We start from the raw sequence: 24,981 nt of genomic DNA, 5'->3' as shown, positions 1-24,981 counted from the left end.
GGCCGGTAACGTCCGGGACGTGCCGCTGACCTTCCCGTCGCACCTGGCGCCGGTACTGCCGCTGAAACGGTGGCGGCCGGGCTGGTTCGACGGGGTGGCGCTGTGCACCGGCGCGGTGGCGCCGGACGTCGGGTACCTGGTCACCGGCACGCCGCTGGCCCTGGACCTGCGGACGCACACGCTCGGCGGACTGCTCTGGTGGTGCCTGCCGGTCGCCGTCGTGTACGCCTGGGTGGTGCGCCGCGTGGTCGCCGGCATCGCGGTGCACCTGCCCGGGCAGCGGTTGTTCGGCTGGCCCTGGTACGCGACGCTGGCCCGGGTGCGCCACCCCTGGCAGGTCACCGTCTGCTCGGCGCTGATCGGCGCGTTCAGCCACGTGGCGTGGGACCGGGTCAGTCACAGCGAGCGGCTGCCCCGGCTGCTCGGCGTCACCGACTTCCGCGCGCTGACCGGCGTCTACTGGTTCCAGTTCGCGGACGTGGTCGCCGGCCTCGGCGGCGGGCTGCTGGTGGTCGTCCTGGCCGTGCACGAGGCCCGCCGCGGTCTGCGGGCGGGCGGCGTACCCGTTTCCGCGCCGGAGGCGAACCCGAACGTGTTCTGGCGGGTGGCGCTGGCTGTCACCGGGCTCGGCGCGCTGCTGATGCCCGCGCTGCCGGCGGCCGGCGTCCCCGCCCCGGCGGGCGTACGGGCGCTGCACGTGGTCGCGCTGGCGCTCGTCGCCGGGGCCGTCGCGGCCCGGACCGTGCCGCCGCGGCAGGCCGGGCGCAGTCCGCGTCTCGAAGCCGAACAGCGCGGAACCGGCTGACCCCGTTACGCCGACATGCCGCAATTCCGTATAGACGTCAATCACCACCACAGCCGCCGGTCCTCGCTTGTCCGGCCTGCGCGGACGCGCCTAACCTGAGCCGGCGCCCACGCCTCGTCGGGGTGAGACGGGGGCGCACCGGAGTCCGGTGGTGAGAGCACCGTGGAGCTGAGTGCGGGCACACCGGCTCGCCGTGCGGAGCCCGGTGGCAGGCGTCGTGCCACGCCTGCCGCGCTCCCGCGGCGCAGACCGCCACCCAACCGGACGGCCGGGGTCAGGACCGGGGAGTTGCGGACCCGGTCCTGACCCGTCCGGCGCCCCTCACCGCCGCCCGGATTGCCGGTGGGACACCTCTGGTGCGCGGGCCGGTCACGGAGCGACACTGAGTCATGACACCTCAGCGCGTACCGCTGCTCGCCGGCCTGGTCGTGCTGTTCGCAGCGGCCTGCACGGCGCCCGGCCACGACGGCGCGTCCCCGGCACCCACCCCGACGGTCGCGGCGGCGTCCGCGCCGGCCGGGACCGATGCGCCGGAAGCCACACCCACCCCGCCCGCGCCGACCGAGGCCGCGCCGACCCCCGGATCCTGGCGCGTCACCTGGGGCTGGGCGGTGCCCGGCGGCCCCGCCCGGGTGACCCATCGGGTACGGGTGCCGGTCACCCCGCCGCCCGGGGAACCGCTGCCCGTCCTGGTGGCGATCGACGTCGGCGACCATCCCGCGGAGGGGTTCAGCCGGATCACGTTCGCCTTCCGCGGACCCACACCGTCCTACGAGGTCGCCTACGTGCCGCAGGTGGTGACCGAGGGGCGTGGAGCACCGGTCGCGCTGCCCGGCACGGCGTACCTGTCGGTGCGTTTCGAGCCGGCCCGGGCGCACGACGCCCGCGGCGGCGGGACGGCGGACCTGCCACCGGCGGCCATCCGCTTCCCGACGCTGCGCGGATGGGCAGTGGCCGGCGACTTCGAGGGGCACCTCAGCTTCGGGCTCGGCCTGCGACCGCCCGAGGGCGGCCGGCTGCCGGTGCGGCTGGGCGAGGGCGAGCGCCCGGACGGCACGCACGTCGTCTCGGTCGACGTGCGGCGGAGCTGACGCGGGCGGGACCGGTGCGGGCCGACGGGTCAGCGGTCGATGATGTTGTTGTTCTCGTCGATGCCGTGGGTACGCCAGTAGACGTCCCACTCGTCGTCGACGTGCTTCGGCACCTTGCCCTCCGGGTAGCGCACGTACGGCGGTGCCGGTTCCTCACCGTCCGGCACGCAGGAGCTGCCGCCCTGCGGGCCGACCGCGATCACCGGGTACTCGTCACTGCCGCAGATGCTCTGCCGCAGCGAACAACCGGTGGTCGCCATCAGCCCGGCCAGCCCGAGGACCGCGACAACGATCATGATTCGAGTTCGCACGGGAGAATTGTCGTCGCCGCGGGCGGCCCCGCCATCGGTACGGGTACTCAATTCTCGTGACGTCGGTGACTCAGGTCAGCTCGCCCCGCACGATCGCCACCGCCACCCGGCAGAACTCGTCCATGTCCGGCTGGAAGCCGGCCGCGATGTCCGGGTGCAGGCCGGAGCGGGTCTCGTCGAGCAGCCGGCGGCAGACGTCCTCCACCGGCTCGCCCGCGTAGCCGGCGCGGATCCGGTCGGCGGCCGCCTGGAGGGCCGAGGTCAGCTGATCCTCAAGTGGGCTGCGCAGCTTCCGCTGCACAGGGTCGAGCCCGCTCGGATCGAGCGTGACATGTGGCTCCGACATCGGCACTCCCTTCCTCGGCGTCCGCGGTACCCCACCGCGGACGTCGGTCAAACCATCGTCGGTACGGCCGACACCCGGACCAGATACGAGAACTCCTCCGCCGGCTCCTCGACGTACGACAGCCGGCGGATCTGCCGGTCGTCGGACCAGAGCGCGACGTCAACCAGCACCCCGAGGTGGGCGAGACCGATGCTGGAGACCCGCTTCTTGTCCTGGAGCACCGCGCACACGCCGCCCAGCAGCGTGCCGGCGTCGGAGGTGCGGTGCCCGGGCGGACAGCGCAGGGTCAGGTCCACCTCGACCGGCCCGGTCAGCGGGGTCCACCCGGTGCGCTGGGCCGCCGTGCAGGCGGCCTGGAGCAGGGTGCGGACCCTCGTCGCCTGCCGGTGCCCGGCGGCGAAGATGGACAGGGCCTCGGTCTTGACCGGGGGCAGGCCGCTCACCTCGAACGTCAGGGCGAGAGCGCGGGTGTCCTGCACGACGGCACCTCCTCGGGGGAATCCTCCCCAACCGGGGAACGCGCGCACGGCACTTCCCGTCAGAACCAACCGATCGGGCGGGCGATGGGGGACGGCCGGAGGCGCATCGGCGTCGACGGCGACGCGCCGCCGCCCCGGCAGGTGTCCGCGCCGTCACCGTCACATGTCCGTGATGTTTCGCTCCGTCGCAGGTCGGGCACGTTCAGCCGCACGACACGCCCGGGGCATCGGGCGATCGGGCCGATGCCCCGGTCGTCTCGCCGTGCACCGGGGCGCGGCTCACTCCCCGGATCTTCGTCGAAGAGAGGGGGAGGGTGATGACGACAGTCCCCGCCACGGCCGCACGACGGCCGGCCGGACGCGCGGCGGCAGCGGCCGCCGCGCTCGCGTTGGTGGCCCCGCTGGCCGCCTGCGGGTCCGGCGGCGACGGCGGCGTCCCCACGATCAACCTGTACTACCCGCCGGAGCAGAACCTGCAGAAGGTCGTCGACACCTGCAACACGCAGGCGCAGGGGCGGTACCGGATCGACTACCGGGTGCTGCCGCGCGAGGCCGACGAGCAGCGGGTGCAGATGGTGCGGCGGCTCGCCGCGCAGGACAACGGGATGGACGTGCTCGGCCTGGACGTCACGTGGACCCAGGAGTTCGCCAGCGCGAAGTGGATCCGGGAGTGGACCGGCCAGGACAAGGCCGAGGTCGAGCAGGGCACGCTGGGCGGCCCGCTGGACACCGCCCGGTACGAGGACAAGCTCTACGCCGCGCCCAAGAACACCAACGTGCAGCTGCTGTGGTACCGGTCCGACCTGGTGTCGCAGCCGCCGAAGACCTGGGACGAGATGATCTCGGCCGCCCAGCAGCTCAAGGAGCAGGGCAAGCCGTACCAGGTGCTGACCATGGGCGCCCAGTACGAGGGCTTGGTGGTGCTCTACAACACGCTCACCGAGAGCGCCGGCGGCAAGATCCTCAGTGACGACGGCAAGAAGGCGGAGATGGACGCCGGCGCGGTGCGCGCGCTCGACCAGCTCAAGAAGTTCGCCACGTCGGGCGTGACCTCGCCGTCGTTCAGCAACGCGCTGGAGGACCCGGTACGGCTGGAGTTCCAGTCCGGCAAGGGCGCGTTCCAGGTGAACTGGCCGTTCGTCTATCCGGCGCTCCAGGAGGCCAACCCCGAGCTGGCGAAGAACGTGAAGTGGGCCCGGGTGCCGGGCATCGACCCGGGCACCCCCGGCAAGGTCACCATCGGCGGGGTCAACCTGGCGGTCAGCACCTACTCGAAGCACCCGGAGGAGTCGTTCGAGGCGGCCCGCTGCCTGCGTAACGCCGAGAACCAGAAGTTCTCCGCCGTCAACGACGGCGTACCGCCCACCATCGAGGCCGTCTACGACGACCCGGAGATGACCGAGGCGTACCCGATGAAGGAGACCATCCTGGAGGAGCTGAAGGAGCCGGCGGTGCGGCCGCTGACCCCTGCCTACCAGAGCATCTCCACGGTGATGTCGGCGATCCTGTCGCCGCCGTCGGCGATCCGGCCCGAGCAGACCGCTGACGAGCTGCGCAAGGCGATCTCCGACGCGCTGGAGTCCAAGGGAGTTCTGCCATGAGCGCGAGGAGTGAGCCGGTCCTGCGAGCCCCGCGGTCGCGAGAGGAGGTGGCACTGTGAGCGTGAACGCCACCCCGGCCGGCGCGCAGGCCGCCGCCGAGGCCGAGCAGCCCGGCGGCCGGCACGCCGCCGCACCGGAGCAGCGGTCCCGGCGCGGCTCCCGCGCCCCGCTGACTGAGAACAAGCGCGCCGAGCGGCGCCTCGGCCTGCTGCTGTGCGCGCCGGCCGCGCTGGTCATGGTGCTGGTCACCGCGTACCCGATCCTGTACTCGGTCTGGCTGTCGCTGCAGCGCTTCGACCTGCGCTTCCCCGACGAGCGGGAGTTCGTCGGCCTGGAGAACTACGTCACCGTGCTGACGAACGACTTCTGGTGGACGGCGTTCGGGGTGACCGCGCTGATCACAGTGGTCACCGTCGCGGTCGAGCTGGTGCTCGGCATGGGCCTGGCGCTGATCATGCACCGGACGCTCGTCGGCCGCGGCATCGTCCGTACCGCGGCGCTGATCCCGTACGGCATCGTCACCGTGGTCGCCGCGTTCTCCTGGCGGTACGCCTGGACGCCCGGCACCGGCTACCTGGCGAACCTGTTCGACGGCAGCGCCCCGCTGACCGAGCGGGCCAGCTCGCTGGCGATCATCATGCTGGCGGAGATCTGGAAGACCACCCCGTTCATGGCGCTGCTGCTCATGGCCGGGCTGGCGCTGGTGCCGGAGGACCTGCTCAAGGCGGCCTCCACCGACGGCGCGACGGCGTGGCAGCGGTTCACCAAGGTGATGCTGCCGGTGATGAAGCCGGCCATCCTGGTCGCGCTGCTGTTCCGCACGCTCGACGCGTTCCGCGTCTTCGACAACATCTTCGTGCTCACCAACGGCGGCAACGAGACGTCGTCGGTGTCGATGCTCGCCTACAACAACCTGATCCGGGGCCTGAACCTCGGCATCGGTTCCACGATGTCGGTGCTGATCTTCATCACCGTGGCGATCATCGCCTTCGTGTTCGTGAAGCTGTTCGGCACCGCTGCCCCGGGCAGCGACGATGGGGAGAGGCGCTGACATGGCAGTGGAAACCACCACCCGGGCGAAGGTGCGCTGGGGCCTGCTGGACGTCGTGGTCGTCGTCTTCGCGCTGGTCCCCGTGCTCTGGATCGCCTCGCTGTCGTTCAAGACCCCCGCCACGCTCACCGACGGCAGGTTCTGGCCGCGGGAGTGGACGCTCGACAACTACCGGACCATCTTCGACACCGACCAGTTCGTCCGGGCCCTGGTCAACTCGATCGGCATCGCGCTGATCGCCACCGCGATCGCCGTGGTGCTCGGCACGATGGCCGCGTACGCGATCTCCCGGCTCGACTTCCCCGGCAAGAAGCTGCTGGTCGGCGTCTCGCTGCTGATCGCGATGTTCCCGCAGGTGTCGCTGGTGTCGCCGCTGTTCGAGATCGAACGGCAGCTCGGGTTGTTCGACACCTGGCCCGGCCTGATCCTGCCGTACATCACGTTCGCGCTGCCGCTGGCGATCTACACGCTGTCGGCGTTCTTCAAGCAGATCCCGTGGGACCTGGAGAAGGCGGCGAAGATGGACGGCGCCACCCAGGGACAGGCGTTCCGGCGGGTGATCGCCCCGCTGGCCGCGCCGGGCGTGTTCACCACGGCGATCCTGGTCTTCATCTTCTGCTGGAACGACTTCCTGTTCGCGATCACGCTCACCTCGACCGAGCGGTCCCGCACGGTCCCGGTGGCGTTGCAGTTCTTCACCGGCGAGTCGCAGTTCGAGGACCCCACCGGGGCGATCTGCGCCGCCGCCGTGGTGATCACCGTGCCGATCATCCTGTTCGTGCTCTTCTTCCAGCGCCGCATCGTCTCCGGTCTGACCTCCGGCGCAGTCAAGGGATAGGTGGTAGCAATGGCCGACATCGTGCTGGACAAGGTGAGCAAGCGGTTCCCGGACGGGACCACCGCCGTACAGGACGTCGACCTGGAGATCGCCGACGGCGAGTTCGTGATCCTGGTCGGCCCGTCCGGCTGCGGGAAGTCCACCACGCTGAACATGATCGCCGGGCTGGAGGACATCAGCTCCGGTGAGCTGCGCATCGGCGGCGAGCGGGTCAACGACAAGGCGCCCCGGGACCGCGACATCGCGATGGTCTTCCAGTCGTACGCGCTCTACCCGAACATGACCGTACGGGAGAACATGGCGTTCCCGCTGCGGCTGGCCAAGATGGACAAGGAGACGATCAACCAGAAGGTCGACGAGGCGGCGAAGGTGCTGGAGCTGACCGCGCTGCTGGACCGCAAACCGGCCAACCTGTCCGGCGGCCAGCGGCAGCGGGTGGCGATGGGCCGGGCGATCGTCCGCCAGCCCAAGGCGTTCCTGATGGACGAGCCGCTGTCCAACCTGGACGCCAAGCTGCGGGTGCAGATGCGCACGGTGGTGTCCCGGCTCCAGAAGCAGCTCGGCACCACCACCGTCTACGTCACCCACGACCAGACCGAGGCGATGACGCTCGGCGACCGGGTGGTCATCATGCGGGGCGGCGAGGTGCAGCAGGTCGGGCCGCCGCAGGAGCTGTACGACCACCCGCGCAACCTGTTCGTCGCCGGGTTCATCGGCTCGCCCTCGATGAACTTCGTGCACGCCGTCGTGGAGGACGGCCGGCTGCGGACCGCGCTCGGTGACGTGCCGGTCGGCGACCGGATCCGCCGCGAGCTGGACGGCGGCGACGCGCCCCGGGAGCTGATCCTGGGCATCCGCCCGGAGCACTTCGAGGACGCGGCGCTGATCGACGACGAGACCCGCCGCCGGGGCATGGAGTTCGAGGCGCCGGCGGACATCGTCGAGTCGATGGGCTCGGACAAGTACGTCTACTTCACCGTCGAGGGGGAGCGGGCCACCGCCGCCGAGCTGGAGGAGCTGGCCGCCGACACGGGTGCGGCGGACTTCGCCGGCGCCGGGTCGAACCTGGTCACCCGGCTGTCGGCGGAGTCCCCCGTACGCGAGGGCGAGTCGCGCCGGGTCTGGTTCAACCTGGAGAAGATCCATCTGTTCGACCCGGGCAGCGGCCGCAACCTGACGCTGCACGAGGGCCGCTCTGCCGGCGCGCTGGCCGACTGATCCCGGACGCGCCCGAGGGCCGGTGGCGTGTCTGCCGCCGGCCCCCGGGCAGGCCCGCCGGAGGGGAACGGCAGGAACCGCGCCGTCACCAGGAGTGGCGCAGCTCCAGGCCCAGGAAGCGGGCGTAGGCGGTCAGGGCGGCGTCGACCCGGGCGCGCAGCGCGGCGTCGAACGGCACGAGCTGCTGCACCTTCACCGTCACCGCCTTCGCACCGAGCGTCCGCGTCCAGGTGCCGACCACGCGCCCGCCACGCACCACCGTCGACCGGAACACCCCGTTGTTGCCGGGGACCACAGCGGCGGCGTGCGCCGGGTCGAGCATCAGCGAGCGGTCCTTGAATCCGAGCAGGTATTCGTCGAAGCCGGGCAGCGTGTGCAGGTCGTCGACCGGCGCGCGGGGCGCGTCGAGCAGCGCGGCGTCGACCACTGCCGGCTCGCCGTCGACCTCGACCGGAGCGAGCAGGTCACCGGCCAGCGTGATCGCCCGGGTCGCGTCGGTGACGGTCAGGCCGGTCCACCGGGCCAGCTCGTGCCGGCTCACCGGGCCGTGGCCGCGCACGTAGCGGTGCGCCAGCATCGCCAGCGCCTCGTCGCGCTCCGGGCGGTGCGGGGCGGGCGCCCACTCGTCCAGCAGGGCGAAGGTCTGCGTGGTGCCGATGTGCGGCGCGATGCAGGTGACGCCGCGCTGGCTGGCGTACCAGAGCAGGTGGTAGCCGCGCTGGCCGTCAGTGGCCAGCCCCGCGGCGCGCAGCGCCGCCACGCACTCGGCGCGGGCCAGCCGGCCGCCGCCGGCCAGCGCGGCACCCAGCACGTCACCGGCCCGCTCGCCGTCGGCGACGGTCAGCCCGAGCTGCCGCCACCGACCGGCGACGCCGGCCAGGGTCCGCACCCCGGTCAGCTCCAGCATCCACCGCGCGTCGCGCGCCGGGACCAGGTGCACGGTGCCGCGCATCGGCCAGGTGCGCAGCGCCTCGCGCCGCTCCAGCGCCGCGCGGACGTCGTCCTGAGTCGAGCCGGGAAGGCGTACGCCGAGCGACCACAGCCCGCTCGCCGCGTCCTGTGCCTGCATGGCGCCGAACCACTCGACCACGTCGGCGACGCCCCGCGGGCGTGCCGTGGGGTGCGGGCGCAACAGCAGGCCGGTCATGCGCAGCGCGAGCACCTCGGCGCGGTTGAGGCGTAAGGTCACGGGCGTCAGCGTAGGCCCGGGGTACGACAGCGCGGCCCCTGATCGCGCTGCGCCGGCGGCGCTGCCGACTCCAGCGCGATCCCCCGTTCAGGTTCCCGGCGCGGGGGCGGCCGCTGCGGCCGGCGCCGGTCCCACCAGCATCCCGGGTGAGCTGGGCCGGGACAGCGATTGCCGACGGAACTTGCGCAAATCTTGAGTCACGCTCAGTCCAGGCGCCGGTACATGACCAGCAGATCGACGTACCCCCGGGTGGGGTGCCGGAAGCCCTCCGGCACCCGGCCGATCACCTCGAAGCCCAGCGACCGCCACAGCTCGACGGCCCGCGTGTTCGTGACCACCACGGCGTTGAACTGCATGGCGCGGTAGCCGTCGGCGCGGGCCGCGTCGAGCACGTGCGCGGCGAGCGCCCGGCCGACGCCGCGCCCGGCGGCGGCCGGGGCGACCATGAACGAGGCGTTCGCCACGTGGTCGCCGGGACCGCCCTGGTTGGGCGCGAGCTTGGCCGAGCCGAGCAGCGCGCCGTCCGGCGCCACCGCGACCACCGTCCGCGCCGGCGGCGGCGGCATCCAGAGCCTGCGGGCCCGCTCCTCCGTGACGTCGAGGGGCCAGGTGTACGTCTCACCGGCCGCCACGATCGCACGCAGGAACGGCCAGATCAGCGGCCAGTCGGCCGGCGTGGCGGTGCGGATCTCCACCCGGAGAGCATGCCACGCCCGGAGTTTGACGGAACAAGTAACGGGTAGTCGCCGGAGCTGACCCGAAACGAGGAGGGAACGTCTGATGGATGGCCAGGTCAAGGCCGCGGTGATCTATTACAGCGCGACCGGCATCACCTACCAGATGGCGCAGGCGGCGGTCGAGGCGGCGGGCGAGGCCGGCGCCGAGGTGCGTCTGCGCAAGGTACGTGAGCTGGCGCCCGACGAGGCGATCCGCTCCAACTCCGGCTGGCAGGCGCACCGGCTGGAGACCCAGGACGTGATGGAGGCGCAGCCGGACGACCTGTCGTGGGCCGACGTGGTCATCATGGGTTCGCCGACCCGGTACGGCATGGTCGCCGCCCAGCTCAAGCAGTTCATCGACACCACCGGCCCGCTCTGGGCAGCGGGCGCGCTCGCGGACAAGGTCTACAGCGGGTTCACCTCCACCGCCACGTCGCACGGCGGCCAGGAGGCGACGCTGCTGTCGCTGTACACGGTCTTCTACCACTGGGGCGGCATCGTGGTTACCCCCGGCTACACCGACCCGAGCCAGTTCGTCGCCGGCAACCCGTACGGCGCCTCGCACACCAGCAACAACGGCGAGGTCGCACCGGACCACGTGGCGCTGGCCGCCACCGCGCTCACCGCCAAGCGGGCCGTGCTGTTGGGCGCCGCGCTGAAGCGGGGCATGGCCGGCTGACCCGACTGGCGACCGGTGGCCGGACGGGGGCTCTCGAACCCGTCCGGACCACCGGTCGCCAGAGCCCTACCCGCGATCGGCCGCTCCATGCGGGCTCAGCGCCGGCCGGTCGAGCAGATGCCCGAGCAGGTCCGCCAGGACCCTCGTACCGTCCTGGCTCAGCACCGACTCCGGGTGGAACTGCACCCCGGCGAAGCCCGCGCCGCCCAGCGCGTGCACCGCGCCGTCGGCCGGGTCGCGGGACACCTCGACCGGGCCGTACGGGCCGGCGACCCGGTCGGCGTCGGCGCGGGCGGTGAAGCTGGCGTAGAACCCGACCCGGCGGGTCGGCCCGAACACCGGCACGTCCCGCGGCAACCCCTGGTACGGCGCGTCCCGGCGGTGCAGCGGCAGGCCCAGCAGCCCGGCGAGCAGTTGGTGACCCAGGCACACCGCGAGCGTCGGCCGGCCGGACGCGAGCAGCTCGGTCAGCAGCGCCCGCAGCGCCACCATCTTCGGCGCGGTCGCGTCCCGCGGGTCACCCGGCCCGGGGCCGACCACCACCAGGTCGTAGCCGTCCAGCGGGCCCGGGTCCGGCCAGTCCCGGCGGGTCACCGCCAGGCCCAGCGCGCCGAGCTGGTGGGCCAGCATGCCGGTGAACGTGTCCTCGCCGTCGACGATCAGCGCCCGGCGCCCGGCCAGCCCGCGCAGCGCGAGCGCCCCCGGTTCCCGCTGCTCCAGCCAGAACCGGGCCAGCGGAGCGTTGCGGGCGGCCAGCGCGGCGCGTACCTCGGGGTCGTCGGCGTACCGGACGGCCGGCTCGGTGGCGGAGCGCGGCGCGTCCGGGCCGAGACCCAGCGCGGCCAGCACACCGGCGGCCTTCGCGTGCGTCTCGGCCACCTCCCCGGCGGTGGTCGAGTGCCGGACCAGCGTCGCGCCGACCGGCACCCGCAACGCGCCGGTGGGGGAGATCTCGGCGGTACGGATCAGGATCGGCGCGTCCAGCGTCTGCCGGCCCTGCTCGTCGCGGCCCAGCAGCGCGAGCGCCCCGGCGTAGTAGCGCCGGCCGGTGCGCTCGTGCCGGGCGATCACCCGGCAGGCGTTCTCCATCGGGCTGCCGGTGACCGTGGGCGCGAACATGGTCTCCCGCAGCACCTCCCGCACGTCCCGGGAGCAGCGCCCGGCCAGCAGGTACTCGGTGTGCGCCAGGTGCGCCATCTCCTTCAGGTACGGCCCGACCACCTGGCCGCCGTGCTCGGCGACCACGGCCATCATCTTCAGCTCCTCGTCCAGCACCATGTACAGCTCCTCCACCTCCTTCGGGTCGTGCAGGAAGCGCAGCAGCTCAGCCCGGTCGACGGTCTCGCCCCGGTGCCGGAACGTGCCGCTGATCGGGTTCATCTCGACCAGCCCGTCGGCGACGCTGACGTGCCGCTCGGGGCTGGCGCCGACGAGGATGCGGGTGCCGGTGTGCACCAGGAACGTCCAGTACGCGCCCCGTTCGCGCAGCAGCAGCCGGCGCAGCGCGGCCAGGGCCGCGGCCAGCGGGTCGCCCTGCACCGTGGCGCGCATGGTGCGGTGGATGACGAAGTTCGCCCCCTCGCCCCCGCCGATCTCGTCGGCCAGCACCCGTTCCACGATCGCCGCGTACTCGTCGTCGGCGATGTCGAAGCCGGCGTCGCGGGTCCGCACCTCGGCGTCGGGCAGGTCGTCGAGCAGTTCGGCCAGCGGTATCCGCCGGTGCGCCTCGACCGCCAGGAACTCCAGCGGCTGCCCGTCGTCGACGCACTCGAAACCGCGTTCGGTGACCTGCCGGAACGGCACCAGGGCCAGCGTGTGCGGACCGGCGCCGTCCTCGGGCAGCGGCAGGTCGGCGAGCCGGCCGGCGGTGCGTACCGGGCCGGTGAACAGGTCGACGTGGTCGGCGCCCTCGCGGCGGACGAGCGCGAACGGGCCGGGGTCGCGGCCGGCCGCGACGGCGGCGAGGGGGTCGGACAGGCGGGTCATCGGGTCTCCTCGGTGGGCCGGTGGCCGCCGGTGAAGGCGACCCGGGATGCCGGGAAAGACCGGCGGCCGCCTCGTCGGGCGGCCGCGTGGGGAAGCTACGCGCGGGGGTGGGCCGCCGGGTCGGCGGGCCACCAGCAGGACAGGTGCGCGGGCATGACGGTCACAGTACGCGATCGACAGGCGCCGTGGAACCCGATCGCGCGTCGCCGGGTACGGATCTTGGCGTGGCCGCCGGTCCCGCCGGGTAGGTTGACCGGCGATGGACATTCTCGCTCTGGACCTGGGCACCTCCTCGGTGCGCGGCCTGGTGCTCGACGCGGACGCCGTGCCGCGCCCGGGCGCGCTGGCCCGGCGCCGGGTGCGCCTGGTCACCGGGGACGACGGCAGCGGGACGCTCGACGGCCCGGCCTACCTGGCGTGCCTGGTGGAGTGCCTGGACGAGCTGGCCGCCGGTGGGCACCTGCGGGACGTGGACCTCGTGGCCACCTCCGCGCAGTGGCACTCGGTGCTGCCGGTGGAGCCCGACGGCACACCGTCGGGCCCGGTGCTGACCTGGCTGGACACCCGGCCGGAGCCGCTTCCCGGAGCGACCGGGCCGGCCGACCCGGCGGACTTCCACAGACGTACCGGCACCTGGTGGCACCGCTGCTACTGGTCGGTGCGGCTGCCCTGGCTGCGCGAGCGCGTCGACGGGTCCGCCCGCTTCACCGGTCTCGCCGAGTACGTGCTCGGCACGCTGCTCGACGACGCGCCGATGTCCGTCTCACTGGCCTCCGGCACCGGGCTGCTCGACCTGCGCCGCCTGGACTGGGACCCGGAGGCGTGCGAGCTGGCCGGCGTACGCCCGGATCAGGTGCTGCGACTGGCCCCGGACGGCTGGCACGGCCGGCTGAACGCGGCGTACGCGCGGCGCTGGCCGCAGCTGGCCGGCGTGCGGTGGGCGCCGCCGGTCGGCGACGGCGCGGCCGCCAACGTCGGCTCGGGCTGCGTCGACCCGACCCGCGCGGCGGTGACAGTCGGCACCTCCGCGGCGGTCCGCACGATCCAGGCCGTGCCGGTCGGTGCGGAGCCGCCGCCGCTGCCGGAGCAGCTCTGGCGGTACCGGGTCGACCACAACCACGTGGTGACCGGCGCGGCGTACTCCAGCGGCGGCAACCTGTTCGCCTGGGCGGCGCGCGAGCTGCGGCTGCCGGAGGGCACGGAGCTGGAGGCGGCGCTCGATCGCGTCGCCGGTTCGGTGCGGGCGAACCCCCGCTTCGGCGGCGACCGGCCACCGGGGGTCGCACCGGCGGGCTCGGGGGAGCTGCGCGGGCTCAGCTTCGGCACCACCGCCGTGGACATCCTGGCCGGGCTGATGAGCGGCCTGTGCCGGCTCGTCGCGGACGACCTGACGCTGCTGGAGGCCGGTATCGGCGAGCCGATGGAGGTGATCCTCGGCGGTGGGGCGCTGACCGCGTCGCCGTGGTGGCGCGGGGCGTTCCTCGACGTGCTCGCGCCCCGCCGGGTGTGCTGGCAGCGCAACCCGGAGATCGGCGCCACCGGCGCCGCGCTCGTCGCGCTCGGCCGGCTCACGGAGGCCGACGAGATCGCCGGGATCGGCCGGACGGACGAGGCCGCCGCGCACGCGTGACCGTCCACCCGCGGCGCTGACCGTCCTGGTCATGCCGTCCGGGCGGCCGTTGACACCGACCGGCGGCCTGATTGGATGGACTCCGCTCCCCGACGTGGCGGGGTGGGACGAGGAGGCAACCGTGGGCGCAGCTCCCGACCCGGCTCGCGGTGCGGCCCCTGCGCCGCACCGGCGGCGCTCCGGGTTCCGGCTGCGGGACTGGCGGATGGGAACCAAGCTCGCCACGGTACTGGTGATCCCCTCACTGGCGTTCCTCGTCCTGGCCGGCATCCAGACCCGGGGGCTGGTCGGGCAGACCACCACGCTGAGCGCCTTCGCCGAGCAGGTCGGCATCGGCCGGCAGATCTCCGCCGCCGTCGACCGGCTCCAGCACGAACGGGACCGCACGGCGGGCGAACTGGCCGCGCTGCGCAGCGCCGGCACCGGCGCCGACCGGGACGCCGCGGTCGCCGCGCTCGAACCGCTCCGGGAGGCCACCGACCGGGCGATGGCCGAGCTGCGCACCGCCGCCGCGCCGCTGGCCGACGCGGACGCCGCCTGGCGGGTCTCCTACTCCGAGGCGCTCGAGGCGTACGACCAGGTGGTGAACATCCGGGCGGCGGTGGCGCCGGCGGTGCTCTCCAGCGACACCGTGCTGGGCAACTACCACCGGTCGGTCGCGGCGCTGCTGAGCCTGCTGGCCGAGCCGTCGCCCGGCGGTGGCCGGCAGGAGCTGACCGAGGCGGTGCTGCGGTACGTGCAGCTGTCCCGGGTCAAGGAGCTGTCCTCCCACATCCGCGCCGAGCTCTACGCCGCCGCCCGGTCCGGCCGGTACGAGGCCGACGACCAGGTGACGCTCAGCGACCTGCGGGCCCAGCAGCTCACCGCGCTCGGCGCGTTCCGGGTCGCGGCGACCGCCGACCAGATCCGCCGCTACGACCGCACCTCGGTCGACCCGGCCTTCGTCGCCGCCACCCGGATGGAGGAGCGGACGCTGCCCGGCGGCGGCGACGCGAAGCCGGTCCTGCTCGACGCGACCCAGTGGTGGGCGGCCAGCGAGCAGCGGCAGGAGCTGTTCCGCCAGCTGGAGAGCGAGATCGTGGCCGACGCGGTACGCCAGGCCGACGACGCCAGCGCCCGCCAGCTGCGCGACACGCTGCTGGTGGCCGGCGGGATCGCCGCTGTGCTCCTGGTCGCGGTGCTGATCTCGCTGCTGGTCGGCCGGTCGGTGGCCCGCGCCATGCGGCAGCTGCGCGGTCAGGCGCTGCGGATCGCGCAGGTGGACCTGCCGCTGACGCTGCAACGGCTGCGCGCTGTGGACCGTCCGATCGGCGCGATCGACGTACCGCCCTCGGTGATCGACTCGCAGGACGAGATCGGCGAGCTGGCGGAGGCGTTCGTGGCGGTGCACCGCAGCGCCGTCGACGTGGCGGTCGAGCAGGCGATGATGCGGCGCAACGTCAACGCCATGTTCGTCAACCTGGCCCGGCGCAGCCAGGTGCTCGTCGAGCGGCAACTGGAACTGCTCGACGAACTCGAACGCGAGGAGAGCGACCCGGAACAGCTGGAGAACCTGTTCAAGCTCGACCACCTCGCCGCCCGTATGCGCCGCAACGACGAGAGCCTGCTCGTGCTGGCGGGCACGGAGTCGACCCGGCGGTGGAACCGCCCGGTGGGACTGGGCGCGGTGCTGCTGGCCGCGAGCGCGGAGATCGAGCAGTACCAGCGGGTGCGCCACGAGAACCGGACCGACCTGCACGTGGTCGGGCACGCGGTGGGCGACCTGGTGCACCTGTTCGCGGAGATGCTGGAGAACGCCACCGCCTTCTCCCGGCCGGACACCGCGGTGCGGGTGGTCGTCGAGCCGGACGGCCGGGGCGCGCTCGTGCAGATCGTCGACGAAGGGCTGGGCATGAGCCCGTCGGCGCTGGCCGAGGCGAACGCGGTGCTCGCCGAGCCGCCGGCCGCCGACGTGTCGGCCTCGGAACGGATGGGTCTGTTCGTGGTGAGCCACCTCAGCGCCCGGCACGGCGTACAGGTGCGGTTGAGCGCGGGCCGGGAGGGCCTGGTGGCCCGGGTGCGGATCCCGGTCGAGCTGCTGGCCGAGGCGCCCGCGCCGGAGGCGGTCCAGGCGACGCCGGTCCGGCTCGCGCGTGGGACGTCGCAGCCGGCGCTCACCGGCCCGGTCACCGCGTCCGGTGCGCTCGCCGCGGCGACCGCCGAGCTGCCGGTGGCCGGATGGCATCCGGCGCCGGGCCGGCCCGCGGCCCTGCCGGTGTCCCCGCTGACCGGGCGGCCGCTGGGTGACGGAACGGATGCCGGGGCCGCCGCTCCGGCGCCGGCCGCCGCGCCGGTGACCGCGCCGCGTCCCCGCCCGGGGCGGGCCGGGGACGTGCTCACGCCGGACTCCGGCGCGGCCGGTGGCGGGTGGTTCAGCCGGCAGGGGCCGGCCGCGCCGGCGCCGGGTGTGACGCCGGCACCGGCGGCGACGCCGGTGACCGGAGGGACGAACGAGCGGGGCCTGCCGGTACGCGTTCCGATGGCCCAGCTCGCCTCTGCCGCACCGGCCGACCGTCCGGCGGTACGGCACGAGCCCGACCCGGAGGCGGTCGGCGGCATGCTGTCGCGCCTCTACAGCGGGGTACGGCGGGCCGAGGCCGAGGAGACCACCGAGATGTACCTGCCGCGCGATGAAGGAGGACGACGACAGTGACGACGTTGAGCCAGGAGGCACGCGACCTGAGCTGGCTGGTGAACGGGTTCGCCGAGCGTGTTCCGGGGGTGGCGCACGCGGTGGTGGTGTCCTCCGACGGCCTCCTGGTGGCGATCTCGGCGCACCTGCCGCGCGACCACGCGGACAAGCTCGCCGCGGTGACCTCCGGCCTGATGAGCATCACCGCCGGTGCGGCCCAGATGTTCGACGGCGACGTCGTCAAGCAGACGGTGGTCGAGATGGGGCGCGGCTACTTCCTGGTGATGCAGATCCGGGACGGTTCGATCCTGGCCACGCTGGCCGGTGCGGACGCCGACATCGGCGTGGTCGGCTACGAGATGGCGCGGCTGGCCAAACAGGCGGGCGAGATGCTCACCCCGGCGCTGCGCGCCGAACTCCAGCAGGCGTTGCCGCGTTGATCCGCCGTGCGTCCGGCCGGCACCGCCGGCCGGACGCACGCCGGTTCACAGTCCGTTGCGGCGGATCACGTCGCGGTACCAGTGGGCGCTGCGCTTGAGCACCCGCCGCTGGCTCGGGTAGTCCACGTAGACCAGGCCCCAGCGCTGCTCGTACCCCTCGGCCCACTCGAAGTTGTCCAGCAGCGACCAGACGTGGTAGCTCTCCAGCGGCACCCCGTCGCCGACGGCCTGGTGCGCGGCGGCGAAGTGGTCGCGCAGGAAGGTGACCCGCCCGGCGTCGTCGACGGTGCCGTCCGGGCCGGGCACGTCGGGGCAGGGCAGGCCGTTCTCGGTGATGGTGATCGGCACCCGGCCGTAGTCGCGGGTGACCCGGGTCAGGATGTCGTACATGCCCTGCGGGTAGATCTGCTGCCACTCCGCCTCGGAGGTGGGCCACTTGCGGACCGTGCCGCCGTCGCCGGTGACGTAGATCGGCGTGTAGTACTGCACGGCGAGCAGGTCGACCGGGCTGGAGATGATCTTCAGGTCGCCGTCGCGGACGCCGCGGACCATCCGGCTGTCCGGGCCGAGGTCGTCCAGCACGTCCTGCGGGTACGCGCCCTTGAAGATCGAGTCGAGGTAGAGGCGGTTCTCGTAACCGTCGTGGAGCCGGGTCGCGGCGGCCGACTCGGCGGAGTCGTCGGCCGGGTAGCAGGGGTGCAGGTTGAGCGCCGGGCCGATCCGGCCGGTGAGGCCGGAGGCGCGCAGCGCCTGCACGGCGAGGCCGTGGGCGAGCTGGAGGTGGTGGGCGACCAGGTACGCCGCGTCCTCGTCGCGGATGCCCGGCGCGTGGTGGCCCCAGATGTAGCCGTTCTGCACCACGGTCTTCGGCTCGTTGACGGTCAGCCAGACCGGCACCCGGTCGCCGAGGGCGCGGAACACCACGTCGGCGTACTCGGCGAAGCGCTCGGCGGTGGCCCGGTTCTCCCAGCCACCGGCGTCCTGGAGGGCCTGGGGGAGATCCCAGTGGAACAGCGTGGCCATCGGCGCGATGTCGCGCTCGTGCAGCCCGTCCACCAGGCGGCGGTAGAAGTCGAGGCCGCGCTGGTTGGGGCGGCCGGAGCCGTCGGCCTGGACGCGGGGCCAGGAGATGGAGAAGCGGTAGCTGTCCAGCCCCAGGTCGCGCATCAGGTCCAGATCCTGCGCGTACCGGTGGTAGTGGTCGGCCGCGACGTCACCGGTGTCGCCGTTGCGGATCCGGCCCGGCGTGTGGCTGAAGGTGTCCCAGACGGACTCACCCCGCCCGTCCTCCTTCGCGGCCCCCTCGATCTGGTACGCCGAGGTCGCCGCACCCCAGGTGAAGGCGTCCGGGAAACGCAGCCGGCGGTTCGGCTCCGGGTCGGTGGTGCGCTCGGGCGGGCTGTCGCAGCCGCCGAGCGCGACTGTCGACGCGGCGATCCCGGCCGCGGTGGTGCCGGCGAGCCCGGTCCGGGCCGCGCCGGCCGCGGTCGCGGACAGGGCGGCGCGGCGGAGCAGGCGCCGTCGGGTGAGTAACGACATGAGGTTTCTCCTCGGAGTGACGGGCCGCCCTGGGCCGGGAGCGCTCCCATCATAGCCGGGGAGCGGGCGGCCCCGATCCGGCGGTCGCGGCGAGGTGCGGCGCGGCCGGCGGGCGGCCGGAAAGTGGGTCGGCGGGGGCGTCGCTCGGGAACGTCGCTCTCGTCGGCGTGAGCGGCGAGGGGTGGGGATAGCGAGAAAGGCCGTCCGGGTGGCGTGTCACGCCTGTCCCGTCGGCCTCTTTTGCCGTCGACAACGGGGGTTTAGTGTGGGGACGGGGGAGGGCAACCCCCGTCCCCAACGATGGTGCACACACGCACGAAGTGGAATTGGCGTCCGTCGTGCGCGTCGCGCGGGAGCCGGGCCACGCGAGTGGCTCTGGTTCCACCTCCCTCCGTCTGGCGGGTGGCGGCCGGCGGCGGCGTCCGGGCTGGTCCGCCGTCGGCCTCTGGGTCGACGCGCCGGGTACGGGTGCACCCGGCGATCCAGTCACTTGGATCACCGTCGATGGAAGCGCTCCCATCGGCGATGCTGCGACTGTAACGCCCGTCACGGGTTTGGAAAAGCCCCTAAACGAGATCGAAACATGGAAGCGCCTATCTGCGCTGGCCGTTGTGGTGGGAGCGCTTCCATGTCACACTCTCGTCACGCCACGCGGAGCCAGTGAACGCGAGCGCGGGCCGCCGAGGGCACCCGGTGACGAACCGGTGCGGCGCCCCGATCCCCGGCACGGCCGGGACGACCACTTTTCCGGACGCCTCCGTCCCCCCGCGTACGCCCCGTCGGCGCGTGGAGGCGCCCTGCCGGGGCCGCCAACGGTCCCGGCCCGGTCCGAGGAGACACCGCCCACATGAGACTTCTGGCCAGACGTCGCCGTACGGCGATGGTCGCCGCCACCGCCCTCGTCATCGGCGGGGTGGCCCTGCCCGCGGGCGCCGCACAGGCCGCACCGGCCTGCGACGTGACCTATGCGACGAGCGACTGGAACAACGGGTTCACCGCCACCGTCACCATCAAGAACCTGGGTGACGCGCTGAACAACTGGTCGCTGAAGTTCGCCTTCCCGAACAGCAGCCAGCGCGTGGTTCAGGGCTGGTCGGCCCGGTGGAGCCAGTCCGGCAGCGAGGTCACCGCGACGAACGAGTCGTGGAACGGCAGCCTGCCCACCGGCGCGTCCACAAGCATCGGCTTCAACGGCAGCCACAGCGGCAGCAACCCGAAGCCCACCGCGTTCACCCTCAACGGGGTCGCCTGCAACGGCGCGCCGACCAACCAGCCGCCGACGGTCTCCCTGAGCGTGCCGTCCGGCCCGTTCGAGGCGCCGGCGGACGTGCCGCTGACCGCGACCGCGAGCGACGCCGACGGCACCATCAGCAAGGTCGAGTTCTACCGCAACGGCCTGCTGGTCAACACCGACACCACCGCGCCGTACGGCTACGACCTGCTCGACCTGCCTGCGGGCAGCTACACGGTGCAGGCCAAGGCGTACGACAACGCGGGCGGCACCGCCGTCTCGGAGAAGTCGTTCACCGTCACCGCGGCGAGCGGGCCGAAGCTGGTCGCCAGCCCGTCGGCTGTCACAGTCGCCGAGGGCGGCAGCGCCACGGTCCGGTACACGCTCAGCGCGGCGCCCACCGCAAACGTGCCGGTGACCCTCGCGGTCACCGGTGACAGCGACATCACCGTCTCGCCGTCCACGCTGACGCTCACGTCGAGCAACTGGAGCACCGGCGTCACCGCCACGGTCTCGGCCGCGGAGGACTCGGACACGGTCGGCGGCACCGCCACGATCACCGCGTCGGCCACCGGCTACGCCCCGATCTCCGTCGTCGCCACCGAGGCGGACAACGACACCCCCGGCGGCGACAACGCCTACATCAAGAAGTTCCTCGACCAGTACGGCAAGATCAAGAACTCGGGCTACTTCAGCCCGGAAGGCGTGCCGTACCACTCGATCGAGACGCTCATCGTCGAGGCGCCCGACCACGGCCACGAGACCACGTCGGAGGCGTTCAGCTTCTGGCTCTGGCTGGAGGCGCAGTACGGCCGGGTCACCCAGAACTGGGCCCCGTTCAACAACGCCTGGACGGTGATGGAGAAATATATTATTCCGAGTCATTCAGACCAGGCGACGGCCGGCTCGCCCGGCACCCCGCAGTACGCGGCCGAGCACAACCTGCCCAGCCAGTACCCGTCGGCGCTGGAGGCCAGCGTCCCGGTCGGCCAGGACCCGCTGCGCTCGGAGTTGCAGTCCACCTACGGCACCGGTGACATCTACGGCATGCACTGGCTGCTCGACGTGGACAACACCTACGGCTACGGCCGCTGCGGCGACGGCACCACCCGGCCCGCGTACATCAACACCTTCCAGCGGGGCACCCAGGAGTCGGTGTGGGAGACCGTGCCGCAGCCGTCCTGCGACACGTTCAAGCACGGCGGCCCGAACGGCTACCTGGACCTGTTCGTCAAGGAGTCCAGCGCCCCGGCCAAACAGTGGAAGTACACCAACGCCCCGGACGCCGACGCGCGTGCCGTCCAGGCCGCCTACTGGGCGCTGACCTGGGCCAAGGCGCAGGGCAAGCAGGCCGACGTGGCGGCCACAGTCGCCAAGGCCGCCAAGATGGGCGACTACCTGCGCTACGCGCTGTTCGACAAGTACTTCAAGAAGATCGGCAACTGCGTCGGGGCGTCCACCTGCCCGGCCGGCAGCGGCCGTGACTCGGCGCACTACCTGCTCTCCTGGTACTACGCCTGGGGTGGCGCGTACGACGCCTCGCAGAACTGGTCGTGGCGGATCGGCTCCAGCCACAGTCACTTCGGCTACCAGAACCCGTTCGCGGCCTGGGCCATGACCAACGTCGCGGAGCTGAAGCCCAAGTCGCCGACCGCTGTCTCCGACTGGCAGAAGAGCCTCGACCGGCAGCTGGAGTTCTACACCTGGCTCCAGTCCGCCGAGGGCGGCATCGCCGGTGGCGCCACCAACAGCTGGGACGGCAGCTACGCCCAGCCGCCGGCCGGCACCGCCACCTTCTACGGCATGTACTACGACGTCGACCCGGTCTACAACGACCCGCCGTCCAACCAGTGGTTCGGCATGCAGGCCTGGTCGATGCAGCGCATCGCCGAGCTCTACCTGGAGACCGGCAACGCGAAGGCCAAGGCGCTGCTGGACAAGTGGGTGCCGTGGGCCATCGCCAACACCACGGTCGGCACCAACTGGTCGATCCCGTCGGACATGAAGTGGACCGGCCAGCCCGCCAACTGGAACCCGAGCAGCCCGCAGCCGAACACCAACCTGCACGTCGAGGTGACGGTCAAGGGTCAGGACGTCGGCGTCGCCGGCGCCTACGCCCGCACGCTCATCGCGTACGCGGCCAAGTCCGGCAACACAGCGGCGAAGAACACCGCCAAGGGCCTGCTGGACGCGCTCTCGGCGTCCGCCGACAGCAAGGGCGTCTCGACGCCGGAGAAGCGCGGCGACTACAAGCGCTTCGACGACGTCTACAACGCCGCCGACGGCCAGGGTCTCTACGTCCCCAACGGCTGGACCGGGAAGATGCCCAACGGCGACGTGATCGCCCCGGGCAAGAGCTTCCTCGACATCCGGTCGTTCTACAAGAACGACCCGGACTGGCCGAAGGTGCAGGCGTACCTGGACGGCGGTCCCGAGCCGGTCTTCAACTACCACCGGTTCTGGGCGCAGGCGGACATCGCCATGGCGTACGCCGACTACGGAACCTACTTCCCGCAGGGGTGAGGTGACGGCTCCTCCGCAGGCGGGTGCGAGCCCGCCCGCGGAGGAGGCCGACCCGGCCGATGGGGGAACGGAGCGGCCGGGTCGGCGAACGGCCTGATGCCCACGGTCAGGCCGGGTGGGCCGGCCGTCCGGCCGACGCAGCGGTCCGGCCGGCCCACCACTCCGCCCGGTGACGACCCATGGCGCGAAAAGGCACGGAAAATTCAGCGGTCCACGGGATCACATCCGGGCCCTGGACGGAGTAACGTATTTGACGGAGAGGCCGCTCCCCCCGTGGCGGCCTCTCCATTACTCTGTGTGCACCGCCACACCGTCGGTGCCCGCCGGGTCCACCGGGTGCCGCAGCCCCGGATGACCGGCCGGCAGCGAGCGCCGGATCACCACCCAGCTCCCCGCCAGCGCCGCCGCGATCAGCGGCCAGGTCAGCGCCGCCCGCGCCACGGTGAGCGCGACCACCTGCCCGTACAGCCACAGCGGGACGAACACCGCGATCCGCAGCACGTAGGTGGCGGCCCACACCCAGCTGGCCCGGCCGTACGCCCGCAGCAGCGCCCGGTCGCGTCGCCACCGGGTCCGCTGGCCCAGCGCGGTGCCGACCACCACACCCAGCAGCGGCCACCGCACCACGATGCTCACCGCCCAGGCCAGCGCGCTCGCCGTGTTGGCGGCGATCTGGAGCAGGAAGAAGTCGGCGGCCCGGCCGGTGCGCAACGCGATGAGCGCCGCCACGCAGACCGCGAGCAGCCCGACCAGCACCGAGCGGGGACGGTCACCGCGCCGCCACCGCCAGCCGGCCACCGCCGTGCCGGTCAGCACCGCCGCGAGCACGCCGCCGCCCAGCCCGCCGAGCATCCAGCCGAGCCCGAACGCCAGCGGGGGAAGCGTCGCGTCCACCGCCCCGCGCCGGCCGCCGAGCAGGTCGGCCAGCGACTCGGGCCGCGGCCCGTCCTCCGGTTGCCGCTGTGGCGTGCCCGTCACGCGCCACCTCCTCGAAATCGCCCGCCTCACCGTACGCCGCCGCCGAAGGCACTCCGCCGCGCGCCGGAGCGGACCTACCGTTAGGTTGTCCGGGTGCGGGAGACGGCGAGGGGTTGGACGGCGGTCTGGTTGGTCGTACTGGCCCTGGTCCAGACAGCCGCGTTCGGGCTGGTGTGGCGCTTCGCCGTACACACCGAACTGGGCCAGTGGCTGGACACGGTGGCGCTCACCGGCAACCGGATCGGCCAGGACCGCATCGACGGTCCGGTGAACACGATCCTGAACGCCATGTCGGTGGTGTCGCTGCTGGCCGCGACCGCCGTGATCGGCTTCATCGCGTTGATCCGGGGGCGCAAGGCGCTCGCCGTCACCGCGACGCTGCTCATCGCCGGCGCCAACGTGACCACGCAGTTGCTCAAGCACTACCTGGTCCGGCCCGACTTCGGCATCGACCCGGAACGGGCCGCCGCCGGCAACAGCCTGCCCAGCGGGCACACCGCCGTGGCGGCCTCGGTGGCGATCGCGCTGATCCTGGTGCTGCCGCGCAAGCTGCGGGCCGCCGGGGCGTTCCTCGGCGCCGGGTACGCCGCCGCCGCCGGCGTCGGCACGCTCTCCGCCGGCTGGCACCGGCCCAGCGACGCGGTCGCCGCGTACCTGGTGGTCGGTGCCTGGGCCGCCGCCGCCGGACTGGTGCTGCTGTTCTTCCAGCGGGAGCAGGCGGTGGTCGAGCCGGGCGACGCGCACCGGGTGGCCGGCGCCGTGCTCGGCGGCATCGGCGTGGTGGCCCTGCTGGCCTCCGCGGTGGCGCTGTCCTGGCTGGTGGACCGCTCCACCATCCCCGTCGAGGCCCTCGGCCGCCGTCCGCTGTTCATCGGGTACGCGGGCAGCGCGGCCGGCATCGCCGGCACGATCGCCGTGGTGGCCGCGCTGGTGCTGGTCGTGGTGCACCGGCTGGTGCCCCGCTGGAAGGGCTGACGCCGGTGCGGGCCGTACGGGAGGCGTTCCGGGCCGAGTGCGAGCGCCTCGAACGGGTGCTGCGCGACCTGGACGACGCGGCGCTGGACCGGCCCACACCCTGCCCGCCCTGGCGGGTGCGGGACCTGATCGCGCACGTGAGCACCGGAGCCGGACGCCTGGCCGGGATGCTCGCCGAGCCCGCGCCGCCCCGCGCCGACGTCGACGCGGCTGCCTACTTCGGCGCGGCCAAGTTCAGCCCGCCGGTCGACCGGGACCGTGTCGACTCGGCCCGCCGGGCCGCGCGGGAGCACCCGGACGTGGCACAGGTGGCCGGGGAGTTCGCGCGGGCCTGGCGCGCCACCGACGAGGCGGTCGCCGCAGCGCCGCCCGGCCGGGTGGTACGCACCCGGCACTGTGACGCGATGGCGTTGCCGGAGTTCCTGCGTACCCGCGTGGTGGAGGTCGCGGTGCACGGCCTGGACCTGGCCGACGCGCTGGACCGGCCGCCGTGGCTGACCCCGGCCGCTGCGGACGTGGTGGTGGGCGTGCTCACCGGCGGCGCGCCGGTGCCGCCGGGCCTGCGGTGGGACGCGCTCACGGTGCTGCGCAAGGCCACCGGGCGGCTGCCGCTGACCGGCGACGAGCACGCCGAGCTGGCCCGCGCCGGCATCGGCCGGCTGGCCTTCGGCGGCTGACGGC

General features: G+C 73.2%; 21 protein-coding genes. 13 read left to right on the top strand and 8 right to left on the bottom strand.

Annotation, left to right across the window (positions count from 1 at the left end; translation table 11 throughout):
* Positions 1 to 19 precede the first annotated feature (19 nt).
* Complete coding sequence (locus O7622_RS23470; RefSeq protein ID WP_282310359.1) at positions 20 to 805, top strand: DUF4184 family protein; 786 nt, start codon at positions 20 to 22, stop codon at positions 803 to 805.
* Positions 806 to 1,194: 389 nt separating this feature from the next.
* Entirely contained in the window at positions 1,195 to 1,896 is a 702-nt protein-coding gene (locus O7622_RS23465; RefSeq protein ID WP_282310358.1) for a hypothetical protein, read from the top strand.
* Positions 1,897 to 1,925: 29 nt separating this feature from the next.
* Here O7622_RS23465 and O7622_RS23460 read toward each other — a convergent pair whose 3' ends face one another.
* The 3 genes from O7622_RS23460 to O7622_RS23450 form a co-directional block, all read right to left on the bottom strand.
* On the bottom strand, positions 1,926 to 2,207 hold the full coding sequence (locus O7622_RS23460; protein WP_282310357.1) for a hypothetical protein: 282 nt from the start codon (positions 2,205 to 2,207) through the stop codon (positions 1,926 to 1,928).
* 70 nt (positions 2,208 to 2,277) lie between these two features.
* Positions 2,278 to 2,553, bottom strand: a complete 276-nt coding sequence (locus O7622_RS23455; protein ID WP_282310356.1) for a hypothetical protein — start codon at positions 2,551 to 2,553, stop codon at positions 2,278 to 2,280.
* Between the two features lie 47 nt (positions 2,554 to 2,600).
* A complete protein-coding gene (locus O7622_RS23450) occupies positions 2,601 to 3,032 on the bottom strand; it encodes a hypothetical protein (protein WP_282310354.1) in 432 nt (143 codons plus the stop codon).
* 317 nt (positions 3,033 to 3,349) lie between these two features.
* Between O7622_RS23450 and O7622_RS23445 the strand changes: the two genes are divergently transcribed.
* The 4 genes from O7622_RS23445 to ugpC are packed head-to-tail and all read left to right on the top strand — an operon-like array spanning position 3,350 to position 7,740.
* Entirely contained in the window at positions 3,350 to 4,633 is a 1,284-nt protein-coding gene (locus O7622_RS23445) for an ABC transporter substrate-binding protein (protein ID WP_282310353.1), read from the top strand.
* Positions 4,634 to 4,688: 55 nt separating this feature from the next.
* Positions 4,689 to 5,684 carry a sugar ABC transporter permease gene (locus O7622_RS23440; RefSeq protein WP_282310352.1) on the top strand — a complete coding sequence of 332 codons (996 nt, stop codon included), beginning with the start codon at positions 4,689 to 4,691 and terminating at the stop codon, positions 5,682 to 5,684.
* A gap of 1 nt (position 5,685) precedes the next feature.
* Positions 5,686 to 6,522 carry a carbohydrate ABC transporter permease gene (locus O7622_RS23435; protein ID WP_282310351.1) on the top strand — a complete coding sequence of 279 codons (837 nt, stop codon included), beginning with the start codon at positions 5,686 to 5,688 and terminating at the stop codon, positions 6,520 to 6,522.
* Positions 6,523 to 6,531: 9 nt separating this feature from the next.
* A complete protein-coding gene (ugpC, locus tag O7622_RS23430) occupies positions 6,532 to 7,740 on the top strand; it encodes a sn-glycerol-3-phosphate ABC transporter ATP-binding protein UgpC (RefSeq protein ID WP_282310350.1) in 1,209 nt (402 codons plus the stop codon).
* 85 nt (positions 7,741 to 7,825) lie between these two features.
* Here the strand turns inward: ugpC and O7622_RS23425 are convergent, their stop codons facing one another.
* Positions 7,826 to 8,929 (bottom strand): winged helix DNA-binding domain-containing protein, encoded by a 1,104-nt coding sequence (locus O7622_RS23425; RefSeq protein WP_282310349.1) that lies wholly within the window; start codon positions 8,927 to 8,929, stop codon positions 7,826 to 7,828.
* A gap of 203 nt (positions 8,930 to 9,132) precedes the next feature.
* Positions 9,133 to 9,624 (bottom strand): GNAT family N-acetyltransferase, encoded by a 492-nt coding sequence (locus tag O7622_RS23420; protein WP_282310348.1) that lies wholly within the window; start codon positions 9,622 to 9,624, stop codon positions 9,133 to 9,135.
* An 85-nt stretch (positions 9,625 to 9,709) separates the two neighbouring features.
* Between O7622_RS23420 and wrbA the strand changes: the two genes are divergently transcribed.
* The gene (gene wrbA, locus O7622_RS23415; RefSeq protein WP_282310347.1) at positions 9,710 to 10,327 is read left to right on the top strand and encodes an NAD(P)H:quinone oxidoreductase; all 618 of its coding nucleotides are present in this window, start codon (positions 9,710 to 9,712) and stop codon (positions 10,325 to 10,327) included.
* A gap of 66 nt (positions 10,328 to 10,393) precedes the next feature.
* On the opposite strand, the gene O7622_RS23410 is transcribed toward wrbA, so the two are convergent.
* Positions 10,394 to 12,313: a chorismate-binding protein gene (locus O7622_RS23410; protein ID WP_282310346.1), complete on the bottom strand. Its 1,920-nt coding sequence runs from the start codon at positions 12,311 to 12,313 to the stop codon at positions 10,394 to 10,396.
* A gap of 259 nt (positions 12,314 to 12,572) precedes the next feature.
* Between O7622_RS23410 and O7622_RS23405 the strand changes: the two genes are divergently transcribed.
* The 3 genes from O7622_RS23405 to O7622_RS23395 all read left to right on the top strand — a co-directional run bounded on the left by O7622_RS23405 (position 12,573) and on the right by O7622_RS23395 (position 17,054).
* Complete coding sequence (locus tag O7622_RS23405; RefSeq protein WP_282310344.1) at positions 12,573 to 13,943, top strand: gluconokinase; 1,371 nt, start codon at positions 12,573 to 12,575, stop codon at positions 13,941 to 13,943.
* Between the two features lie 121 nt (positions 13,944 to 14,064).
* Positions 14,065 to 16,635, top strand: coding sequence for a nitrate- and nitrite sensing domain-containing protein (locus O7622_RS23400; protein ID WP_282310342.1), 2,571 nt, complete (start codon positions 14,065 to 14,067; stop codon positions 16,633 to 16,635).
* 5 nt (positions 16,636 to 16,640) lie between these two features.
* On the top strand, positions 16,641 to 17,054 hold the full coding sequence (locus O7622_RS23395) for a roadblock/LC7 domain-containing protein (RefSeq protein WP_348774083.1): 414 nt from the start codon (positions 16,641 to 16,643) through the stop codon (positions 17,052 to 17,054).
* A 45-nt stretch (positions 17,055 to 17,099) separates the two neighbouring features.
* On the opposite strand, the gene O7622_RS23390 is transcribed toward O7622_RS23395, so the two are convergent.
* Positions 17,100 to 18,593 carry a GH1 family beta-glucosidase gene (locus tag O7622_RS23390; RefSeq protein ID WP_282310340.1) on the bottom strand — a complete coding sequence of 498 codons (1,494 nt, stop codon included), beginning with the start codon at positions 18,591 to 18,593 and terminating at the stop codon, positions 17,100 to 17,102.
* Between the two features lie 856 nt (positions 18,594 to 19,449).
* On the opposite strand from O7622_RS23390, the gene O7622_RS23385 reads away from it, so the two are divergent.
* Complete coding sequence (locus O7622_RS23385) at positions 19,450 to 22,347, top strand: glycoside hydrolase family 48 protein (protein ID WP_282314202.1); 2,898 nt, start codon at positions 19,450 to 19,452, stop codon at positions 22,345 to 22,347.
* A gap of 288 nt (positions 22,348 to 22,635) precedes the next feature.
* Here O7622_RS23385 and O7622_RS23380 read toward each other — a convergent pair whose 3' ends face one another.
* Complete coding sequence (locus tag O7622_RS23380; RefSeq protein ID WP_282310339.1) at positions 22,636 to 23,325, bottom strand: DUF3159 domain-containing protein; 690 nt, start codon at positions 23,323 to 23,325, stop codon at positions 22,636 to 22,638.
* Positions 23,326 to 23,418: 93 nt separating this feature from the next.
* On the opposite strand from O7622_RS23380, the gene O7622_RS23375 reads away from it, so the two are divergent.
* Positions 23,419 to 24,300 carry a phosphatase PAP2 family protein gene (locus O7622_RS23375; protein WP_282310338.1) on the top strand — a complete coding sequence of 294 codons (882 nt, stop codon included), beginning with the start codon at positions 23,419 to 23,421 and terminating at the stop codon, positions 24,298 to 24,300.
* Between the two features lie 5 nt (positions 24,301 to 24,305).
* Positions 24,306 to 24,977, top strand: coding sequence for a maleylpyruvate isomerase N-terminal domain-containing protein (locus O7622_RS23370; protein ID WP_282310337.1), 672 nt, complete (start codon positions 24,306 to 24,308; stop codon positions 24,975 to 24,977).
* Positions 24,978 to 24,981: the final 4 nt, after the last annotated feature.

The sequence above is a fragment of the Micromonospora sp. WMMD1076 genome (assembly GCF_029581475.1).
Lineage (GTDB): Bacteria > Actinomycetota > Actinomycetes > Mycobacteriales > Micromonosporaceae > Micromonospora > Micromonospora aurantiaca.
Note: the sequence above shows the minus strand (reverse complement) of the source record. Positions and strands in the feature narration are given on the sequence as shown.